This is a genomic window from Pseudomonas sp. SDO524_S393 (genome assembly GCF_054071875.1).
Window position 1 is genome coordinate 1 of sequence record NZ_JBSVVZ010000061.1, and the last position, 18,390, is coordinate 18,390.

Below are 18,390 nucleotides of genomic sequence, written 5' to 3' on the forward strand. Positions count from 1 at the left end.
GCAGTGGATCAGTCAGCAAATCCGGTGACTGACACTCCGCATTCGCGAGCAAGCCCGCTCCCACATTTGAATGGCGCTACTTCAGTTGATCCGAAAGAAACCTGAAGTACACCTCACGAATCTCCGGAATCTCATTCGCCAGGTGATGCCTGCCACGCGGCAGCATCAGCACTTCAGGCTGATCGAACTTGCCGCGCAGCACCCGCAGGTTGTGCTGCCAGTCCACCGTCATGTCTTCCTCACCCTGCACGATCACCGGTCGCCTCGGGCTGGCAGGCGCCGCTTCGATGCGCCTGATCCAGCGCACCAATGCGCCGACCCAGGCGGTAGGCAACTGCCGGGGCTGCAAGGGGTCGGCCTCCAGGAATGCCTTGAACGTGGGGTCGTTGGTGTTTTCGCTGAAGCGCCGCGCGATGCCTTTGACGAACGGACGCAGCAGGTAATAACTGACCTGCGACCAGCCCCACGCACGCGGTCGCACCAGCGGCGCCAGCAGGAACGTCTTGCCCTGGGCCGGGCTGTCGGCGCCGTGGTTGAGCACATGATCCAATACCACCGCGCCACCGGTACTTTGCCCGAACAGGTGCCAGGGTTGCGGCAGTCGCAGGGCGCCGGCCTGGGCGAACAGTGCCTGCACCACGTCCTGGTACACCGAAAAGTCCTCGATGCTGGCACGCGCGCCACTCGACAGGCCATGCCCGGGCAAATCGCAGGCGATCACCACAAAGCCCTGGTCCAGCGCCCAGTTCACCACATTGCGGTACAGTCCCATGTGATCGTAGAAACCATGGAACAGGAACAGCGTCGCCACCGGCGCGGGCGGCCACCACACCTGGGCCACCACCTGGAAACCGTCCACCTCGAAACGCCCCAGACGGCTCACCGCCGGCACCGCACGGGCGGCCAGGTCCAGCCCGTAGAATCGCTGGTAGACCCGCGCTTCGGCTGAAAGCGGCTGCGCGTCCACCAGGGGCCGCAGGCTTTCGCGCAGATGATCGGGGTCAAACGTGACGGGCATAAAGGGATCCAGACTGACGGTGAAGATGAATATCGAGCTGCGATATTCATCTGTCGAGACAAGCATGGCAAGCTACGCGACCTTCGAGGATACATCCGCATGCGACAGCCTTACCGCACCGCCCTCTTCGCCAGCCTGATCCTGATCCTCTGCGCCGGCGTGCTATGGGCGGCGTATGACTGGTTCCAGGGCCGTTACCTGCGCGCCTTCAGCGAACACACTGCGGTCTTCTCCGGCGATACCCTGCGCCTGCCCGCCGACCTCAGCGGCCCCGGCCCGATCCGCCTGGTGCACTTCTGGGACCCGGCCTGCCCCTGCAATGTCGGCAACCAGCAGCACCTGGGCGAGTTGATCGATCACTACGCGCCCCAGGGCGTGGAATTCTATGCCCTGCAAAAACCCGGCAGCCACGGCCAGCTCCCCGACAACCTGCGCAGCCTGAAAACCCTCACCACCCTGCCCGGCGCCGACCACGTACCGGCCAGCCCGGCCGTGGGCATCTGGGACCGCACGGGCAAACTGGCGTACTTCGGCCCCTACAGCGAAGGGCTGACGTGCAACGCCGACAACAGTTTTATTGAGCCGATCTTGAAAGCCCTTGAAGCCGGACGCGAGGTGAATGCCACGCACACCTTGGCGGTGGGCTGCTATTGTTCGTGGCCAAACGGCTTGTAGTTCGACACACCACTCTCGGTAAGGAATGTTCATGAAGCGCGTCTTGCAGGTTCTTGCGGTTCTGGTGGTGCTCGTTGCCCTCGGCACCGGCTGGTACATCTACAGCAAGCAACCGACCCGCCAGGGCACGGTGACGCTGGCCAATCTGCAAGGTTCGGTCACGGTGCGTTATGACGACCGGGGGGTGCCGCACATTCGTGCCGAGAACGAGGCCGATCTGTATCGTGCGCTCGGGTTTGTGCATGCCCAGGACCGCTTGTTCCAGATGGAGATCATGCGGCGCCTGGCCCGGGGCGAGTTGGCCGAGGTGCTGGGGCCGAAGGTGCTGGAGACCGACAAACTGTTCCGCAGCCTGCGCATTCGCGAGCGTGCCGCCACGTATGTGGCGCAGCTGGACCATGAGTCTGCGCACTGGAAGGCGCTGCAAGCCTATCTGGACGGGATCAACCAGTATCAGGACAGCCACGCCAGCCCCATGGAGTTCGACGTGCTTGGCATTCCCAAGCGGCCGTTTACCGCCGAGGACACCATCAGCGTCGCCGGGTATATGGCCTACAGCTTTGCCGCTGCGTTTCGTACCGAACCCTTGCTGACTTACGTACGCGACCAATTGGGCAGCGACTACCTGAACGTCTTCGATCTCGGCTGGCAACCCAAGGGCGCGCTCAACCTCGCCGCCAGTGACTGGCAGACCCTCGGCGCCCTCGCCTCCCTGAGCGAGCAGGCCCTGGCGGACAACGGCCTGCCGCAGTTCGAAGGCAGCAACGCATGGGCCATCAGCGGCAGCCGCACCAAGAGCGGCAAACCGTTGCTGGCGGGTGACCCGCACATTCGTTTCTCGGTGCCGTCGGTGTGGTACGAGGCGCAACTTTCGGCGCCGGGCTTCGAGCTGTATGGCTATCACAACGCGCTGGTGCCGGTGGCGTTCCTGGGGCACAACCTGGATTTCGGCTGGAGCCTGACCATGTTCCAGAACGACGACCTCGACCTGATCGCCGAGAAGGTCAACCCGGACAACCCCAACCAGGTCTGGTACCACGGCCAGTGGGTCGACATGACCCGCAGCGAACAGCAGATCGCCGTAAAAGGCCAGGCGCCGGTCACCCTCACCCTGCGCCAGTCGCCCCACGGGCCGATCGTCAATGACGTGCTCGGCGAGAACGCCGGCAAGACGCCGATCGCCATGTGGTGGGCCTTCCTCGACACGCCGAACCCGATCCTCGAAGGGTTCTACCAGCTCAACCGCGCCGACACGCTGGCCAAGGCCCGTGCGGCGGCGGCGAAGGTGTCTGCCCCGGGCCTGAATATCGTGTGGGCCAACGCCAAGGGGGATATCGGCTGGTGGGCGGCCGCGCAGTTGCCGATACGCCCCGCCGGCGCCAATCCGGGTTTTATCCTCGATGGCAGCACGGCCCAGGCCGACAAGCTGGGCTTTTACCCGTTCAGCGCCAACCCCCAGGAAGAAAACCCGGCACGCGGCTATGTGGTATCGGCCAATGCCCAGCCGGTCTCGCCCACCGGCATGGAGATTCCCGGTTATTACAACCTGGCTGACCGTGGCCAGCAGCTGAACGCGCAGTTGAGCGACAAGAGCGTGAAGTGGGACGTGAACAACAGCCAGGCGTTGCAGCTGGGCACCACTACCGCCTATGGCCCGCGCTTGCTGGCGCCGCTGTTGCCGGTATTGCGCGAGGTGGTCAAGGACCCCGCACAGCTGAAGCTGGTGGAACAGCTTGCCAGCTGGAAGGGTGACTACCCGCTGGACTCCACCAGCGCCACGCTGTTCAACCAGTTCCTGTTCAACCTCGCCGACGCAACGTTCCACCCCAAACTCGGCGACGGCATGTTCAAGACCCTGCTCAGCACCCGGGTGATCGACGCCGCCCTGCCGCGCCTGGCCGCCACGGCGGATTCACCCTGGTGGGACGGCAAGCGTGCCGAGCTCGTCAAACTCGCCTGGGACAATAGCCTGGCGCACCTCAAGGCCACCTTCGGCGACGACCCGGGCCAGTGGCAATGGGGCAAGGCCCACACCCTGACCCACGGGCACCCGTTGGGCTCGCAGAAACCGCTGGATCGTGTGGTCAACGTCGGCCCCTTCCCGGCACCGGGCACCCATGAAGTGCCCAACAACCAGTCAGCCAATATCGGCCCCGCACCTTGGCCGGTGACCTACGGGCCATCGACCCGTCGCTTGATCGACTTCGCCGATGTCGCCCACGCGCTCACCATCAACCCGGTCGGCCAGAGCGGAGTGCCCTTCGACCGGCATTACGGCGACCAGGCGGAAAGCTACATCGAAGGCGGCTACGAGCAGGCCCATTTCACCGATGAGGAAGTGACGGCGAATACGCGCGGTACGCTCAAGCTGCTGCCCGCCCGATAACCGCGATCTGGGTGGGAGCTGCAGCGTGGCGGCTATTGCGCCCGCACCCGCCCCGGCGCCTCGCCGTAGGTTTCCTTGAACTTCTTGGTGAACGCCGCCTGGGACTGGTAACCCACCTGGGCGGCGATATCCAGCAGGCTCAGGCGCGACTGGCGCACCAGGTTGAACGCCAGTTCCATGCGCAGCTGGGTCAGCAGCACCCACGGCGAGACCCCCGCCACTTTCACGAACGCACGCATGAAGGTAGCCCGGGACATGCTCGCGGTGACCGCCAGGCTGTCGATGGTCCAGTCATGCCCCGGGTCGGCCAGCATCGCTTGCCAGACCTTGCTCAGGCGCTTGTCGGCGAGCAAGGCGAAGGTACCGGCCACCGGTGCCTGGCGCGTGAGCCACGTGCGCAAAATCAGGGTGAACAGCGCTGACGACAGCGCATCGATAAAAGACCTCGCCCCTAACTGCTGGCCGTCCGCCTCGCTGCGCAACAGGGCAATCAGCGCGGCCAGTTGCCCGTCCGCCTGCCATTGGCGGCTGGACACCACCAAAAACTCCGGCAACGCACCGAACAGCAGGGATTGGCGGTTGTAGTGAAAGCTGCCGCAGAGCATGTCCAGGTCCGGCTGGTCGCCGCCCAGGCGATGCACCGGGAGCAGGCCGCCATCGATGACCCTGGGCTGCATCGGCCGGATCCGCGCGCCCTGGCTGCGCAGCAGGTGCGTGGCGCCGCCCGGCATCAGCAGGATGTCGCCTTCTTCCAGGGTGACGTGCTGCCCACCGGACAACTCCGCGCGGCAGTTGCCACTGAGCACGATGTGATACGGCGCAACGCCAAGGTTTTCCGGCGAGTGATCCAGGGCCCAGTCGCCCTGAAACTGGCAACGCAGGTCCAGACTGCCGCGCAGGTTGGCCAGCGCGATAAGGGTGTCGATCGAATTCATTTGCGAGCATCGGTCAAAAAGATGAGCGGATTGAACAATCACGCGTCCCTCGAACAGCACAGACTGGCTTCACACCCAACCTGCTGAGGAGTTACCGAAATGTTCAATAACTGGTCCGACTTGCTGCCTACCGTGAAGAAAGCCTTTGGCGCACTGGGCAAGAGCAACCCGAAGATGGTCAAAGCCTACATGGCGCTGGGCGAAGCTGCCGAGGAAAACAATGTTCTCGACGCCAAGACCCGCGAGCTGATTTCCATCGCCGTGGCCATCACCACCCGCTGCGACGGTTGCATCGGCGTGCATGCGGATGCGGCGATCAAGGCCGGCGCCACCCGCGAAGAAGTCGCCGCGACCCTGGCCACCGCGATCTCGCTGAATGCCGGCGCCGCCTACATCTACTCGCTGCGCGCGCTGGAAGCCTACGACACACTCAAACCGGCGCCGCAAAGTTAAGCCGAAATTGTTGCGGCGTCACGCCCAGCCGGCGATTGAACACACTGCGCATGTGCTGGGCGTCCCGGAACCCACATTGATAGGCCACCGTCTTCAGGGGTGCGGGACTGCCTTCGAGCATCACCCGCGCCGCATCCACCCGCGCCCGCTCGACGAACTCCGCGGGTGTCATGCGTGCTTCACGGGCAAAGACCCGGGAGAAGTTGCGCGCACTCATGTTCGCCGCCTTGGCTAGGTCGGCGATGGTCAGGTCCCCCGTCAAGTTCGCCAACACGTACAGCTGCACCTGCGCCACCGCCGAGGTGGTTTCGGCGTGGGGCGTGAGAAACGGGCTGAACTGCGACTGCCCACCCGAACGCTGGGTGAATACCACCAGGCGCTTGGCCACGCTCAGCGCCACTTCCGGGCCGTGGTCCTGGGCCAGCAAATACAACGACAGATCGATACCTGCCGTGACGCCCGCCGAGGTGTAGAGGTTGCCGTCCTGCACGTAGAGGCGGTCGGCGTCGACCTGGGCCGTGGGGCACAGGCGCGCCAGGTCAGCGGCGTCGTTCCAGTGAGTGGTGACGGTCTTGCCGTCCAGCAACCCGGCGCGCGCGAGCATGAAGGCGCCGTTGCAGATGGAGCCGAAGCGTTGCGCTCTTTGAGTGGCACCGCGCAGCCAGTCATCGAACTCGGCACCGAAATCCTCGAAGGGCAATTGCGGGCCGCCGGCCACCAGCAGCAGGTCGTAGGCATGCAGGGCTTCGCGGTAATGCCGGTGGGCTTGCAATGACAAACCGTTGGAGGCGGCCAGGGTGCCGTGGCCAAGGCCAAGCACTTCCAACTGGTAATGATCCTCGGGCGGCAGGAAACGGTTGGCCTCGCAGAACACATCCATGGGGCCGGTCACGTCCAGTGACTGGACGCCGGGGAAGATCAGGATGGCAACGGTTCTATGCATGGCGAAACCTTATGACTGGCGGACACGAAACCCTGTGGGAGCTGGCTTGCCTGCGATACAGGCACCTCGGTGTATCAGGTATACCGAGTTGATGCTATCGCAGGCAAGCCAGCTCCCACATTTGACCGTGTATACCTTTGGCGCGATTTGAAGGCAGGTTGGCCGACATCGCGCCCTCGTGCCGATAGCCCCTTCGCGGGCGCGCGACCAGACTGAACTCATCGGCGCCACCCCCGGCGCTTTGTTGAGGAGAACGACCATGAGCACCACCATCGCCGGCATCCAGATTCCGGACAGCGCCCTGGCCAAGGCCACCACCGAATACATTCGCGATGTCGAATCCGACCTGCTGTACCACCACTCCCGCCGGGTGTTTCTGTTCGGCGCCCTGAGCGGCGAGCGCAAACAACTGGCCTACAACCCCGAACTGCTTTATGTGGGCGCCATGTTCCATGACTTGGGCCTGGTGGAAGGCCACCGCAGTGACGACGAACGTTTCGAAGTGGACGGCGCCAACGCGGCCGCAGACTTCCTCAAGCCTTACGGGCTGAGCGATGACGATATCGAGCAGGTGTGGCTGTCCATCGCCCTGCACACCACACCGGGCGTGCCGAAGCATTTGCGCCCGACCGTGGCGCTGGTGACCGCAGGCGTGGAAATGGACGTGCTGGGCATGGACTACGCCGCGTTCAGCACCGTGCAGCGCGAAGCGGTGGTGCATGCGCATCCACGGGGTGAAGGGTTCAAGGAGTGCATCATCTGTGCCTTCGCCGATGGCTTGCGCCACCGCCCGCAGACCACGTTTGGCAACGTGAAGACCGATGTACTGGTGGATCAGGAGCCCGGGTTCAAGCCGATGAATTTTGTGGAGGTTATCCGCAAGTCGCCTTGGGTGGCCTGACCCACAACCGGATAAACACCACAAAACCACTGTGGGAGCTGGCTTGCCTGCGATGAGGCCGTGTCAGTCGACTCATCTGTCGACTGACACACCGCTATCGCAGGCAAGCCGGCCTCCCACATTTTTAACCGCGTTGCACCAATCAGACCGATGCAGGCGCGCGGCGCTTGTCCGGCTGTTGCCAGCCGTCCGCAGCCGCTTCTTCGATGGCTTGCTGGATGGCCTTCTTGCGGTGCTCTTCGGCACGGCGGCTGAAGAACCACACCAGGAAGGTCACCAGCGACACCGCCAGCAGGATCAGGCTGGCCACGGCGTTGATCTCGGGTTTGACCCCCAGGCGCACCGCCGAGAACACTTCCATCGGTAAGGTGGTCGACCCCGGCCCCGATACGAAGCTGGCCAGTACCAGGTCGTCGAGGGACAACGCGAACGACATCATGCCGCCCGCCGCCAGCGACGGCGCGATCATCGGGATGGTGATCAGGAAGAACACCTTCCAGGGCCGTGCACCGAGATCCATGGCCGCCTCTTCGATCGACAGGTCCAGTTCACGCAACCGCGCCGACACCACCACCGCCACATACGCCGCACAGAAGGTAGTGTGGGCGATCCAGATCGTGACGATGCCACGCTCCTGGGGCCAGCCGATCATCTGCGCCATGGCCACGAACAGCAGCAACAGCGACAGACCGGTGATCACTTCCGGCATCACCAGCGGCGCAGTGACCAGGCCGCCGAACAGCGTGCGCCCCTTGAAGTGGCTGATGCGGGTCAGCACAAACGCTGCCAGCGTACCCAGCGCCACCGCCGCCACTGCCGTGTAGCAGGCGATTTCCAGCGAGCGGCCCACCGAGCCCATCAACTGGGTGTTGTCCAGCAGGCCCACGTACCACTTCACCGACCAACCGCCCCAGACTGTCACCAGTTTGGATTCGTTGAACGAGTAGATCACCAGGATCAGCATCGGCAGGTAGATGAACAGCAGCCCCGCCACCAGCATGAAGCTTGAGAAACTGACGCGCTTCATATCTTGCCCTCCATCTCTTTGGCCTGGCTGCGGTTGAACAGGATGATCGGAATGATCAGGATCGCCAGCATCACCACCGCCAGGGCGGACGCTACCGGCCAGTCACGGTTGTTGAAGAACTCTTGCCACAACACTTTACCGATCATCAGGGTTTCCGGGCCGCCGAGCAGTTCCGGGATCACGAACTCGCCCACCACCGGGATGAACACCAGCATGCAGCCGGCGATGATGCCGTTCTTGGACAGCGGCACGGTGATCTTCCAGAAGCTGTTGAACGTGCTCGACCCCAGGTCGGAGGCGGCTTCCAGCAGGCTCTGGTCGTGTTTCACCAGGTTGGCGTAGAGCGGCAGGATCATGAATGGCAGGTACGAATAGACCACGCCGATATACACCGCGATGTTGGTATTGAGGATCTGCAACGGCTCGTTGATCAGCCCCATGGACATCAGGAAGCCATTGAGCAGACCGTTGTTGCTGAGGATGCCCATCCACGCGTACACACGGATCAGAATCGCCGTCCAGGTCGGCATCATGATCAGCAGCACCAACACGGTCTGCACTTCCTTGCGGGCGCTGGCGATGGCGTAGGCCATCGGATAGCCGATCAACAGGCACAGCAGCGTGCTGAAAAACGCCATCTTCAGCGAGCCCAGGTACGCCGAAATGTACAGCTCGTCGTCACCGAGCATTGCGTAGTTGGCGAGGTTGAGCACCAACTGCAATTTCTGCTCGACGAAGGTGTAGATCTCGGTATACGGCGGGATCGCCACGTCGGCTTCGGCAAAGCTGATCTTCAGAACGATGAAGAACGGCAGCATGAAGAACAGGAACAGCCAGAGGAAAGGGATCCCGATGACCACATGCCGGCCACCGGGGGTTATTCGTTGCAGCTGGCGCTTGAGCTTTTTCATGTTCATGAGCGCAGTACCACGCCGCTGTCGTCTTCCCACCATACGTAGACCTGATCACCCCAGGTCGGTCGCTGGCCACGGCGCTCGGCGTTGGCGACGAACGACTGCACCAGCTTGCCGCTCGGCAGCTCCACGTAGAACACCGAGTGGCCGCCCAGGTAGGCGATGTCGTGCACCTTGCCGCTGGACCAGTTGTGCTCGCAGGTCGGCATCTCGGAAGTGACCAGCAGCTTTTCCGGGCGGATGGCGTAGGTCACCGACTTGTCTTCCACCGACGTGGCGATGCCGTAGCCCACGTAGATGTCGCGGTCCAGGTCCGGGCACTTGAGCACCGCATGGCCCTCGGCGTCGTCCACCACCTGGGTTTCGAAAATGTTCACGTTGCCGATGAACTCGCACACCAGGCGGCTGGTGGGCGTCTCGTAGATATCGATCGGGCTGCCGATCTGGGCGATCCAGCCCAGGTGCATGATGGCGATGCGCTCGGCCATGGTCATGGCCTCTTCCTGGTCGTGGGTCACCATGACGCAGGTCACGCCGACGCGCTCGATGATCTCCACCAGCTCGAGCTGCATCTGCGAACGCAGCTTCTTGTCGAGGGCGCCCATGGGCTCATCGAGCAATAACAGTTTCGGGCGCTTGGCCAGGGAGCGCGCCAGGGCCACACGTTGACGCTGGCCACCGGACAACTGGTGCGGCTTGCGCTTGGCGAACTGGCTCATCTGCACCAGCTTGAGCATCTCGGCCACGCGGGCGTCGATCTCGGCCTTGGGGATCTTGTCCTGTTGCAGACCGAACGCGATGTTCTGCGCCACGGTCATGTGCGGGAACAGGGCGTAGGACTGGAACATCATGTTGATCGGCCGCTCGTAGGGCGGCATGTCGGTGATGTCTTCGCCGTCGAGGTAGATGCGGCCTTCGGTCGGGCGCTCGAAACCCGCGAGCATGCGCAGCAAAGTGGATTTGCCCGATCCCGAACCGCCGAGCAAGGCGAAGATCTCGCCCTTCTTGATTTCCAGGGACACATCGTCCACGGCAATCGTCTCGTCGAACTTCTTCGTGACCCGGTCGATTTTGACCAGCACCTTTTTCGGTGTCTGGTCGCCCTCGAGGGCTTTCTTATAGGCGCCGGAGGCAACTGCCATTTACGAAACTCCCAACAAAATTTTCGGTTCACCCAACGTAGGCGAGCCTTGGATAGTTTGAGCTTTAAGCCTTACTTGCCCGTCTTGACCTTGGTCCAGCTACGGGTCATCAAACGTTGCACTTTCGGGGGTAACTCGAAGTTGACGAATGTCCGCTCGAGAACCGCCTGCGGTGGATAAACCGACTCGTCGGTGCGTATCGATTGTTCCATCAGCTTGTCCGCCCCGGGGTTAGGGTTGGCGTAGCCGACGTAATCACTGACCTGAGCGATCACCTCAGGTTGCAGCAAATAGTTGATGAAGGCGTGGGCCTCTTTGACGTTGGCCGCATCCTTGGGGATGGCCAGCACGTCGAACCAGAGGTTGCCGCCTTCTTTGGGAATCGCGTAGGCGATGTTCACGCCCTTGCCGGCTTCTTTCGCGCGGGCCTTGGCCTGGAACACGTCGCCGGAGAACCCGGCAGCCACGCAGATATTGCCGTTGGCCAGGTCCGAGATGTATTTGGAGGAATGGAAGTAGGTCACGTAGGGTCGCACTTTCAGCAGCTTTTCTTCGGCCTTCTTGTAGTCTTCGGGGTTCTCGCTGTTGGGGTTCAGGCCCATGTAGTTGAGCACCGCCGGCAGCATTTCATCCGCCGAATCCATGAACGACACACCACAGCTGGCCAGTTTCTTCATGTTTTCCGGTTCGAACAGCACGGCCCAGGAGTCGATATGGTCGACGCCCAGCACTTCCTTCACCTTATCGACGTTGTAACCGATGCCGTTGGTGCCCCACAGGTACGGCACCGCGTACTGGTTGCCCGGGTCATTCTTTTCCAGGCGCTTGAGCAGCGCCGGATCGAGGTTGGCGTAATTCGTCAGCAGCGACTTGTCGAGCTTCTGGAACGCCCCGGCCTTGATCTGCTTGCCCAGGAAGTGGTTGGACGGCACGACCACGTCGTAACCGGTACGCCCGGCCAGCAGCTTGCCTTCCAGGGTTTCGTTGGAGTCGAACACGTCGTACACGGGCTTGATCCCGCTGGCCTTTTCGAAGTTGGCCAGGGTGTCGGTGCCGATATAGTCCGACCAGTTATAAATATGCACCGTCGGTGCAGCCTGCACGCTCAACGTCAGCGTGATACCGGCACCCACGAACATGGCTTTGCGAAATAAAGAAATTGGCAAGTGGAGGTCCTCTTAAATAGTTGGGCCCTAAAGTTGTTGCCCGGCAACAAAACCGGCGCGCAACTTACCCTCGATAAACCGATCCGGCAAAACTTTCTGTCATTTAATTTGTAGGAGCGAGCTTGCTCGCGAAAAACTCACTGGCGCCGCGTTCTTCCTGAATGCCCGCGTCATCGTTGACGATTTTCGCGAGCAAGCTCGCTCCTACAGGGTTACAGCCTTACTTACCCGATTTGATCTTGGTCCAGCTGCGCGTCATTTCACGCTGGGTCGCAGCCGGCAGGTCGGCAATGGCGTAGAGCTTGGCCTGCACGTCCGCTGGCGGGTAGATGCCCGGGTCGCTGGTGATGCCCTTGTCGACCAGTGCGGTGGCTTTCTCGTTACCGTTCGGGAAATGCACGCTGTTGGTGATCGCAGCCATGACTTCCGGCTTGAGCAGGTAGTTCATGAACTTGTAGGCGGCGTCGGTGTTTTCGGCATCTTTGGGGATGGCAACCATGTCGAAGAAGCTGCCAGCGCCTTCTTTCGGAATGTCGTAGGCCACTTTGACCTTGCCACCGGCTTCAGCCGCGCGGGCCTTGGCCTGCTCGATGTCACCCGAGTAACCCACGGCCACACAGATGTTGCCGTTGGCCAGGTCGGAGATGTACTTGGAGGAGTGGAAGTAGCCGATGGAAGGACGGATTTTCAGGAACAGTTCTTCGGCTTTCTTCAGATCGTCTTTCTTTTGGGTGTCGGTCGGCAGGCCCAGGTAATGCAGCGCCACCGGCAGCATCTCGGTTGGCGAATCAAGGAAGCTCACGCCGCAGCTTTTCAGCTTGGCGATGTTTTCAGGCTTGAGCAGCACGTCCCAGGAATCGATCTTGTCCACGCCCAGCGCGGCCTTGACCTTCTCCGGGTTGTAGCCGATGCCGATCGAGCCCCACATGTACGGGAAGGCGTGCTTGTTGTCCGGGTCGCTGACCGACACGGCTTTAAGCAGGGATTTGTTCAGGTTGTCGTAGTTGGACAGTTTGGACTTGTCCAGCTCCTGGTAGACACCGGCCTTGATCTGCTTGGCCAGGAAGTTGTTCGACGGTACGACGATGTCGTAGCCGGACTTGCCTGCCAGCAACTTGGCTTCCAGGGTCTCGTTACTGTCGAACACGTCGTACACCACTTTGATGCCCGACTCTTTTTCGAAGTTGGCGATGGTGTCCGGTGCAATGTAGTCGGACCAGTTGTAGACGTGCAGCACTTTATCGTCTGCCTGGGCCGCGCCCGCCATTGCGCCCATCAGGGACAAGGCGAGGAGGGTCTTGCCAGCGTTCTTCAAACCTAATGCCTTCATTATGGTGATGCTCCAATTTTTCTTTTTTGGGCCACGTTCCTACAGTGTTCAGCGGCCCGTCTAAAGGGCAGCAAAACAGGGCGACAGTCTGGCAAGTTCTTGGGCCGGCTTTCAACCAAAGCCTCATTTATAACTGCTCAGCACGCAGCGCCCGAAGCCGCTGCGTTCTGAGCCTAGCACTTAGCCCTGCAATGCCGCCAAAGTCAGGTCCAGGCAATGCCGTGCCTTGGTCACCAACTCGTCGATTTCAGCCGTGCTGATCACCAGCGGCGGCGAAATGATCATGGTGTCGCCCACGGCGCGCATGATCAGGCCATTGTTGAAACAGAAGTTGCGGCAGATCATGCCGACGCCACGGTCTTCATAGCGTTTGCGCGTGGCCTTGTCCTGCACCAGTTCGATTGCGCCGAGCATGCCCACACCGCGAACCTCGCCCACCAACGGGTGATCAGCCAGTTCCCTCAGACGTTTCTGCAAATACGGTGCCGTTTCTTCGTGAACACGGCTGACGATTTTTTCATCGCGCATGATGCGGATGTTTTCCAAGGCCACCGCCGCCGCCACCGGGTGACCGGAGTAGGTGAAGCCGTGGTTGAAATCGCCCCCTTCATTGAGAACTTCCACCACTTCGTCGCGCACGATCAGGCCGCCCATGGGGATGTAACCCGAGGTCAGGCCCTTGGCGATGGTCATCATGTGTGGCTTGAGGTCGAAGAAATCGCTGCCGAACCACTCACCGGTGCGACCGAACCCGCAGATCACCTCGTCGGCGATGAACAGGATGTCGTACTTGGCGAGGATTTCCTTGATGCGCGGCCAGTAGGTGGCGGGCGGAACGATCACGCCACCGGCCCCCTGGATCGGCTCCGCAATAAAAGCGCCGACGTTGTCCACGCCCAGCTCCAGGATCTTCTCTTCCAGTTGGTTGGCGGCCCATACGCCGAACTCTTCGGGGCTCATGTCGCCGCCTTCGCCGAACCAGTACGGCTGGGCGATATGGGTGATGCCCGGGATCGGCAAGTCGCCCTGCTCGTGCATGTAGGTCATGCCACCCAGGCTCGCGCCGGCCACGGTGGAGCCGTGGTAGCCGTTCTTGCGGCTGATGATGGTTTTCTTGTTCGGTTGGCCCTTGATCGCCCAATAATGGCGGACCATGCGCAACATGGTGTCGTTGCCTTCGGAACCGGAGCCGGTGAAGAACACATGGTTCATGCCTTCGGGCGCGATTTCGGAAATGACCTTGGCCAGTTCCAGCACCGGCGGGTGCGCGGTCTGGAAGAACAGGTTGTAGTACGGCAGTTCCTTCATTTGTTTGGCGGCGACCTCGGCCAGCTCTTCGCGACCGTAACCCACCGCCACACACCACAGGCCCGCCATGCCATCGAGGATCTTGTTGCCTTCGCTGTCCCACAGGTACACACCCTTGGCGTGGGTAATGATGCGCGGGCCTTTTTCTTTCAATTGCTTGAAGTCGCTGAACGGCGCCAGGTGGTGCTCACTGCTCAAGGCTTGCCATTCGCGGGTTTGCGGGTTGTTGCTGGACATACCAATCTCCTAGAACTACAGGTGAGGGTGCGCCGTCTGCACGGCGCACCCGGCGCATCAGACGGCAAAGAGCAGGAATTCCCGCTCCCACGAACTGATCACGCGCTTGAAGTTTTCATGCTCGGCCCGCTTGACCGCGACGTAGCCTGTGATGAATTTATGACCCAGGTATTTCTCGATGGTCTTGCTGTTTTCCATGCGTTCCAGGGCGTCTTCGATGGTAAGCGGCAGGCGCAGGTTGCGGCGCTCGTAACCACGACCCACTACCGGCGCGCTCGGGTTATGGCCTTCGACCATGCCGATGAAACCGCACAGCAAGCTGGCGGCAATCGCCAGGTACGGGTTGGCGTCGGCACCCGGCAAGCGGTTTTCCACGCGGCGGTTCTGCGGCCCGGCATCCGGTACGCGCAAGCCCACGGTGCGGTTCTCTTCGCCCCACTCCACGTTCACAGGCGCCGAAGTATCCGGCAGGAAGCGGCGGAACGAGTTCACGTTGGGGGCAAACAAGGGCAGCAGTTCGGGGATGAACTTCTGCAGGCCACCGATGTGGTTGAGAAACAGCTGGCTCATGGTCCCGTCTTCATTGGAGAAGACGTTCTTGCCGGTGGCAATGTCGATGATGCTCTGGTGCAGGTGCATCGCGCTGCCAGGCTCGCCGGTCATCGGCTTGGCCATGAAGGTGGCGGCCACATCGTGCTTGAGCGCGGCCTCACGCATGGTGCGTTTGAACACCAGGATCTGGTCGGCCAGGGACAGGGCATCGCCGTGACGGAAATTGATTTCCATCTGCGCCGTGCCGTCCTCGTGGATCAGGGTGTCGAGGTCCAGCTCCTGCAATTCGCACCAGTCGTAGACGTCTTCGAACAGCGGGTCGAATTCGTTGGCCGCTTCTATGGAGAAGGACTGACGACCCGTTTCCGGACGCCCGGAACGGCCAATCGGCGGTTGCAGCGGGAAGTCCGGGTCTTCGCAGCGCTTGGTCAGGTAGAACTCCATCTCCGGCGCCACGATGGGCTGCCAGCCTTTGTCGGCGTAGAGCTTGAGGACTTTCTTGAGCACGTTGCGCGGCGACAGCTCGATGGGGTTGCCCTGCTTGTCGTAGGTGTCGTGGATCACCTGTGCAGTGGGCTCGATGGCCCAGGGCACCAGGAACACCGCGTTCTGGTCGGGGCGGCAGATCATGTCGATGTCGGCCGGGTCGAGCAGTTCGTAATAGATGTCGTCTTCGACATAGTCGCCGGTCACGGTCTGTAGCAGAACGCTTTCGGGCAGGCGCATGCCTTTTTCGGCGATGAATTTGTTGGTCGGCGAGATTTTGCCCCGGGTAATCCCGGTGAGGTCGCCAATCATGCATTCGACTTCTGTGATCTTGTGGTCTTTCAACCAATCGGTGAGCTGGTCGAGGTTGTTACTCATAAATGCCTCTGGGCTGGGTTTCCTGACACCCATTAAAGGTCAGGCGTTGGTTGACGCAGCATCCGCGTCGCGTTGCATCGCCCGCTTTCGACAGGCGGTACCGAATGCCTGGAAGATCGCGAGATAGTGCGGGTTAGAACTTACCTGCCATTCGGGGTGCCATTGCACTCCTAAAGCAAAAGCCTTGCCCGCAATAACAGAAAAAGCTTCGATCAAGCCGTCCGGTGCCGTGGCCTCGACCTGCAACCCCGGCGCCAGGCGGTCGACGCCCTGCCCGTGAATCGAGTTGACCTGAATCGTCTGCGGCAACCCCAGGCTTGCCAATACCCCATTCGGGGAGATCGCCACGGCATGCGCAGGGCCGTACTGGACGTCCAGCGGCTGGGTGTCGTCTTCGCGGTGATCCATCATGCCGGGCACTTCGTGAACCTTCTGGTGCAGGCTGCCGCCAAAAGCCACGTTCATTTCCTGGAAACCCCGGCAGATCCCCAGCACCGGCACGCCTGCCGCGATGGCGGCGCGCAATAGCGGCAAGGTGGTGCGGTCCCGTGCAGAATCATGAGCAGTCCCGGGCGCGCTGGCCGGACCGTCGTAGTGAAAGGGTTCGATGTTGGAGGGAGAGCCGGTGAAAAGAATGCCGTCCAGACTGTCAAGAATATTGGCCGGTTCGAACACATCCCCGAGGGACGGAATGATCAATGGCAAGCCCTTGGCAGCGGTGGCCACTGCACGGACATATTTGTCGCCACTGATGTGATAAGCATGCAGACCGACCTGTTTGGAGCAGGCGGTGACGCCGATTAACGGCAGGCGAGACATGAAGCACCCCGGTATTATTGCTGTTATGGGTTTGAATCGAGCTTAGCCTTGTTCATTTTTTTACACAACACCCCCGTAAAAAATACAACACGGCCCGCTCAAGCCTGCTAGTCCCAAGCCGCCTAAACCCAAAAAACCGCCCCAAAAAGCCCCAAAAAAGCCCTCGCGGCGCTTTTTTAGGGCAAAAAAGGCCTTGCTTGACTTCGGCATGCCGTTCGGGTTGACTGAAACCAGAAAAGATCAATGATTGATATTTTTAACAACAAAGGTGTTGCATCATGTCGGTACCCCCGCGTGCCGTTCAGCTTAACGAAGCGAACGCGTTCCTTAAGGATCATCCTGAGGTTCTGTACGTAGACCTTCTAATTGCGGATATGAATGGTGTGGTGCGCGGCAAGCGCATCGAACGCACCAGCCTCCACAAGGTTTACGAGAAGGGCATTAACCTGCCTGCCTCTTTATTTGCTCTGGATATCAACGGCTCCACGGTGGAAAGCACCGGCCTGGGCCTGGACATCGGTGATGCTGACCGAATCTGCTATCCCATCCCCGACACCCTGTGCAATGAGCCCTGGCAAAAGCGCCCTACCGCGCAACTGCTGATGACCATGCACGAACTCGAAGGTGAACCTTTCTTCGCCGATCCGCGCGAAGTGCTCCGCCAAGTTGTAAGCAAATTTGACGACCTCGGTCTGACCATCTGCGCCGCCTTCGAACTCGAGTTCTACCTGATCGACCAGGAGAACGTGAACGGCCGTCCACAACCGCCCCGCTCGCCGATTTCCGGCAAACGCCCGCACTCGACACAGGTCTACCTGATCGACGACCTCGACGAATACGTCGACTGCCTCCAGGACATTCTGGAAGGTGCAAAAGAGCAAGGCATTCCGGCCGACGCCATCGTCAAGGAAAGCGCCCCGGCGCAATTCGAAGTCAACCTGCACCACGTGGCCGACCCGATCAAGGCCTGCGACTACGCGGTACTGCTCAAGCGCCTGATCAAGAACATCGCCTACGACCATGAGATGGACACCACCTTCATGGCCAAGCCCTACCCGGGCCAGGCAGGCAACGGTCTGCATGTGCACATCTCCGTACTGGACAAGGACGGCAAGAATATTTTTGCCAGCGAGGATCCCGAGCAGAACGCCGCATTGCGTCACGCGATCGGCGGTGTGCTCGAGACCCTGCCCGCCCAGATGGCGTTCCTGTGCCCCAACGTCAACTCCTACCGTCGTTTTGGCGCGCAGTTCTACGTGCCGAACTCGCCGAGCTGGGGCCTGGACAACCGCACCGTCGCCCTGCGCGTGCCTACCGGCTCGGCGGATGCCGTACGCCTGGAACACCGCGTGGCCGGCGCCGACGCCAACCCGTACCTGCTGATGGCCTCGGTCCTGGCTGGTGTGCACCACGGCCTGACCAACAAGATCGAGCCGAACGCACCGGTGGAAGGCAACAGCTACGAGCAGAACGAACAAAGCCTGCCGAACAACCTGCGTGATGCCCTGCGCGAGCTGGACGACAGCGAGGTGATGGCCAAGTACATCGATCCGAAGTACATCGATATCTTCGTCGCCTGCAAGGAAAGTGAGCTGGAAGAGTTCGAACACTCCATCTCCGACCTTGAGTACAACTGGTACCTGCATACCGTCTAAACGGCGGTTGCATTAAAAAACGCCACAGGCTTTTGGTCTGTGGCGTTTTTTTATGGTTTTTTTCA

The 18,390-nt window shown here is 61.2% G+C and carries 16 protein-coding genes; 5 read left to right on the forward strand and 11 right to left on the reverse strand.

Annotated features, from left to right (window positions below; translation table 11 throughout):
- Positions 1–76 precede the first annotated feature (76 nt).
- Positions 77–1,018, reverse strand: a complete 942-nt coding sequence (gene bipL, locus ACW9IB_RS22815; protein ID WP_457368594.1) for a phospholipase BipL — start codon at positions 1,016–1,018, stop codon at positions 77–79.
- Between the two features lie 99 nt (positions 1,019–1,117).
- Here bipL and ACW9IB_RS22820 point away from each other — a divergent pair, with 99 nt between their 5' ends.
- Together ACW9IB_RS22820 and ACW9IB_RS22825 are read left to right on the forward strand one after the other, a co-directional pair.
- Positions 1,118–1,693, forward strand: a complete 576-nt coding sequence (locus tag ACW9IB_RS22820; protein WP_457368595.1) for a DUF6436 domain-containing protein — start codon at positions 1,118–1,120, stop codon at positions 1,691–1,693.
- Positions 1,694–1,724: 31 nt separating this feature from the next.
- Positions 1,725–4,079 carry a penicillin acylase family protein gene (locus ACW9IB_RS22825; RefSeq protein WP_457415622.1) on the forward strand — a complete coding sequence of 785 codons (2,355 nt, stop codon included), beginning with the start codon at positions 1,725–1,727 and terminating at the stop codon, positions 4,077–4,079.
- A gap of 32 nt (positions 4,080–4,111) precedes the next feature.
- On the opposite strand, the gene ACW9IB_RS22830 is transcribed toward ACW9IB_RS22825, so the two are convergent.
- Entirely contained in the window at positions 4,112–5,014 is a 903-nt protein-coding gene (locus ACW9IB_RS22830) for an AraC family transcriptional regulator (RefSeq protein WP_457415623.1), read from the reverse strand.
- Positions 5,015–5,113: 99 nt separating this feature from the next.
- Here ACW9IB_RS22830 and ACW9IB_RS22835 point away from each other — a divergent pair, with 99 nt between their 5' ends.
- Positions 5,114–5,467 carry a carboxymuconolactone decarboxylase family protein gene (locus ACW9IB_RS22835; protein ID WP_016973032.1) on the forward strand — a complete coding sequence of 118 codons (354 nt, stop codon included), beginning with the start codon at positions 5,114–5,116 and terminating at the stop codon, positions 5,465–5,467.
- Here the strand turns inward: ACW9IB_RS22835 and ACW9IB_RS22840 are convergent.
- Positions 5,445–6,410, reverse strand: a complete 966-nt coding sequence (locus ACW9IB_RS22840; RefSeq protein WP_457415624.1) for a GlxA family transcriptional regulator — start codon at positions 6,408–6,410, stop codon at positions 5,445–5,447. The two genes, ACW9IB_RS22835 and ACW9IB_RS22840, sit on opposite strands and share 23 nt — an antisense overlap.
- 259 nt (positions 6,411–6,669) lie before the next feature.
- Between ACW9IB_RS22840 and ACW9IB_RS22845 the strand changes: the two genes are divergently transcribed.
- The gene (locus ACW9IB_RS22845) at positions 6,670–7,311 is read left to right on the forward strand and encodes an HD domain-containing protein (RefSeq protein ID WP_457368599.1); all 642 of its coding nucleotides are present in this window, start codon (positions 6,670–6,672) and stop codon (positions 7,309–7,311) included.
- A gap of 142 nt (positions 7,312–7,453) precedes the next feature.
- Here ACW9IB_RS22845 and ACW9IB_RS22850 read toward each other — a convergent pair whose 3' ends face one another.
- The 8 genes from ACW9IB_RS22850 to ACW9IB_RS22885 form a co-directional block, all read right to left on the reverse strand.
- Positions 7,454–8,338 carry an ABC transporter permease subunit gene (locus ACW9IB_RS22850; RefSeq protein ID WP_457368600.1) on the reverse strand — a complete coding sequence of 295 codons (885 nt, stop codon included), beginning with the start codon at positions 8,336–8,338 and terminating at the stop codon, positions 7,454–7,456.
- Positions 8,335–9,255, reverse strand: a complete 921-nt coding sequence (locus ACW9IB_RS22855) for an ABC transporter permease subunit (RefSeq protein ID WP_457368601.1) — start codon at positions 9,253–9,255, stop codon at positions 8,335–8,337. Before ACW9IB_RS22855 ends, ACW9IB_RS22850 begins: the two co-directional genes overlap by 4 nt.
- Positions 9,252–10,394 (reverse strand): ABC transporter ATP-binding protein, encoded by a 1,143-nt coding sequence (locus ACW9IB_RS22860; RefSeq protein ID WP_457368602.1) that lies wholly within the window; start codon positions 10,392–10,394, stop codon positions 9,252–9,254. The genes ACW9IB_RS22855 and ACW9IB_RS22860 overlap by 4 nt, the downstream gene beginning before the upstream one ends.
- A 71-nt stretch (positions 10,395–10,465) precedes the next feature.
- Entirely contained in the window at positions 10,466–11,560 is a 1,095-nt protein-coding gene (locus ACW9IB_RS22865; RefSeq protein WP_457415625.1) for a polyamine ABC transporter substrate-binding protein, read from the reverse strand.
- Between the two features lie 220 nt (positions 11,561–11,780).
- Positions 11,781–12,875, reverse strand: a complete 1,095-nt coding sequence (locus ACW9IB_RS22870; RefSeq protein WP_457415639.1) for a polyamine ABC transporter substrate-binding protein — start codon at positions 12,873–12,875, stop codon at positions 11,781–11,783.
- Between the two features lie 195 nt (positions 12,876–13,070).
- A complete protein-coding gene (locus ACW9IB_RS22875; RefSeq protein WP_457368604.1) occupies positions 13,071–14,435 on the reverse strand; it encodes an aspartate aminotransferase family protein in 1,365 nt (454 codons plus the stop codon).
- A gap of 57 nt (positions 14,436–14,492) precedes the next feature.
- Positions 14,493–15,851, reverse strand: a complete 1,359-nt coding sequence (locus tag ACW9IB_RS22880; RefSeq protein WP_457368605.1) for a glutamine synthetase family protein — start codon at positions 15,849–15,851, stop codon at positions 14,493–14,495.
- A 39-nt stretch (positions 15,852–15,890) separates the two neighbouring features.
- Positions 15,891–16,670 carry a gamma-glutamyl-gamma-aminobutyrate hydrolase family protein gene (locus tag ACW9IB_RS22885; RefSeq protein ID WP_457415626.1) on the reverse strand — a complete coding sequence of 260 codons (780 nt, stop codon included), beginning with the start codon at positions 16,668–16,670 and terminating at the stop codon, positions 15,891–15,893.
- A gap of 278 nt (positions 16,671–16,948) precedes the next feature.
- On the opposite strand from ACW9IB_RS22885, the gene ACW9IB_RS22890 reads away from it, so the two are divergent.
- Positions 16,949–18,325 (forward strand): glutamine synthetase family protein, encoded by a 1,377-nt coding sequence (locus ACW9IB_RS22890; protein WP_457368607.1) that lies wholly within the window; start codon positions 16,949–16,951, stop codon positions 18,323–18,325.
- Positions 18,326–18,390 lie beyond the last annotated feature (65 nt).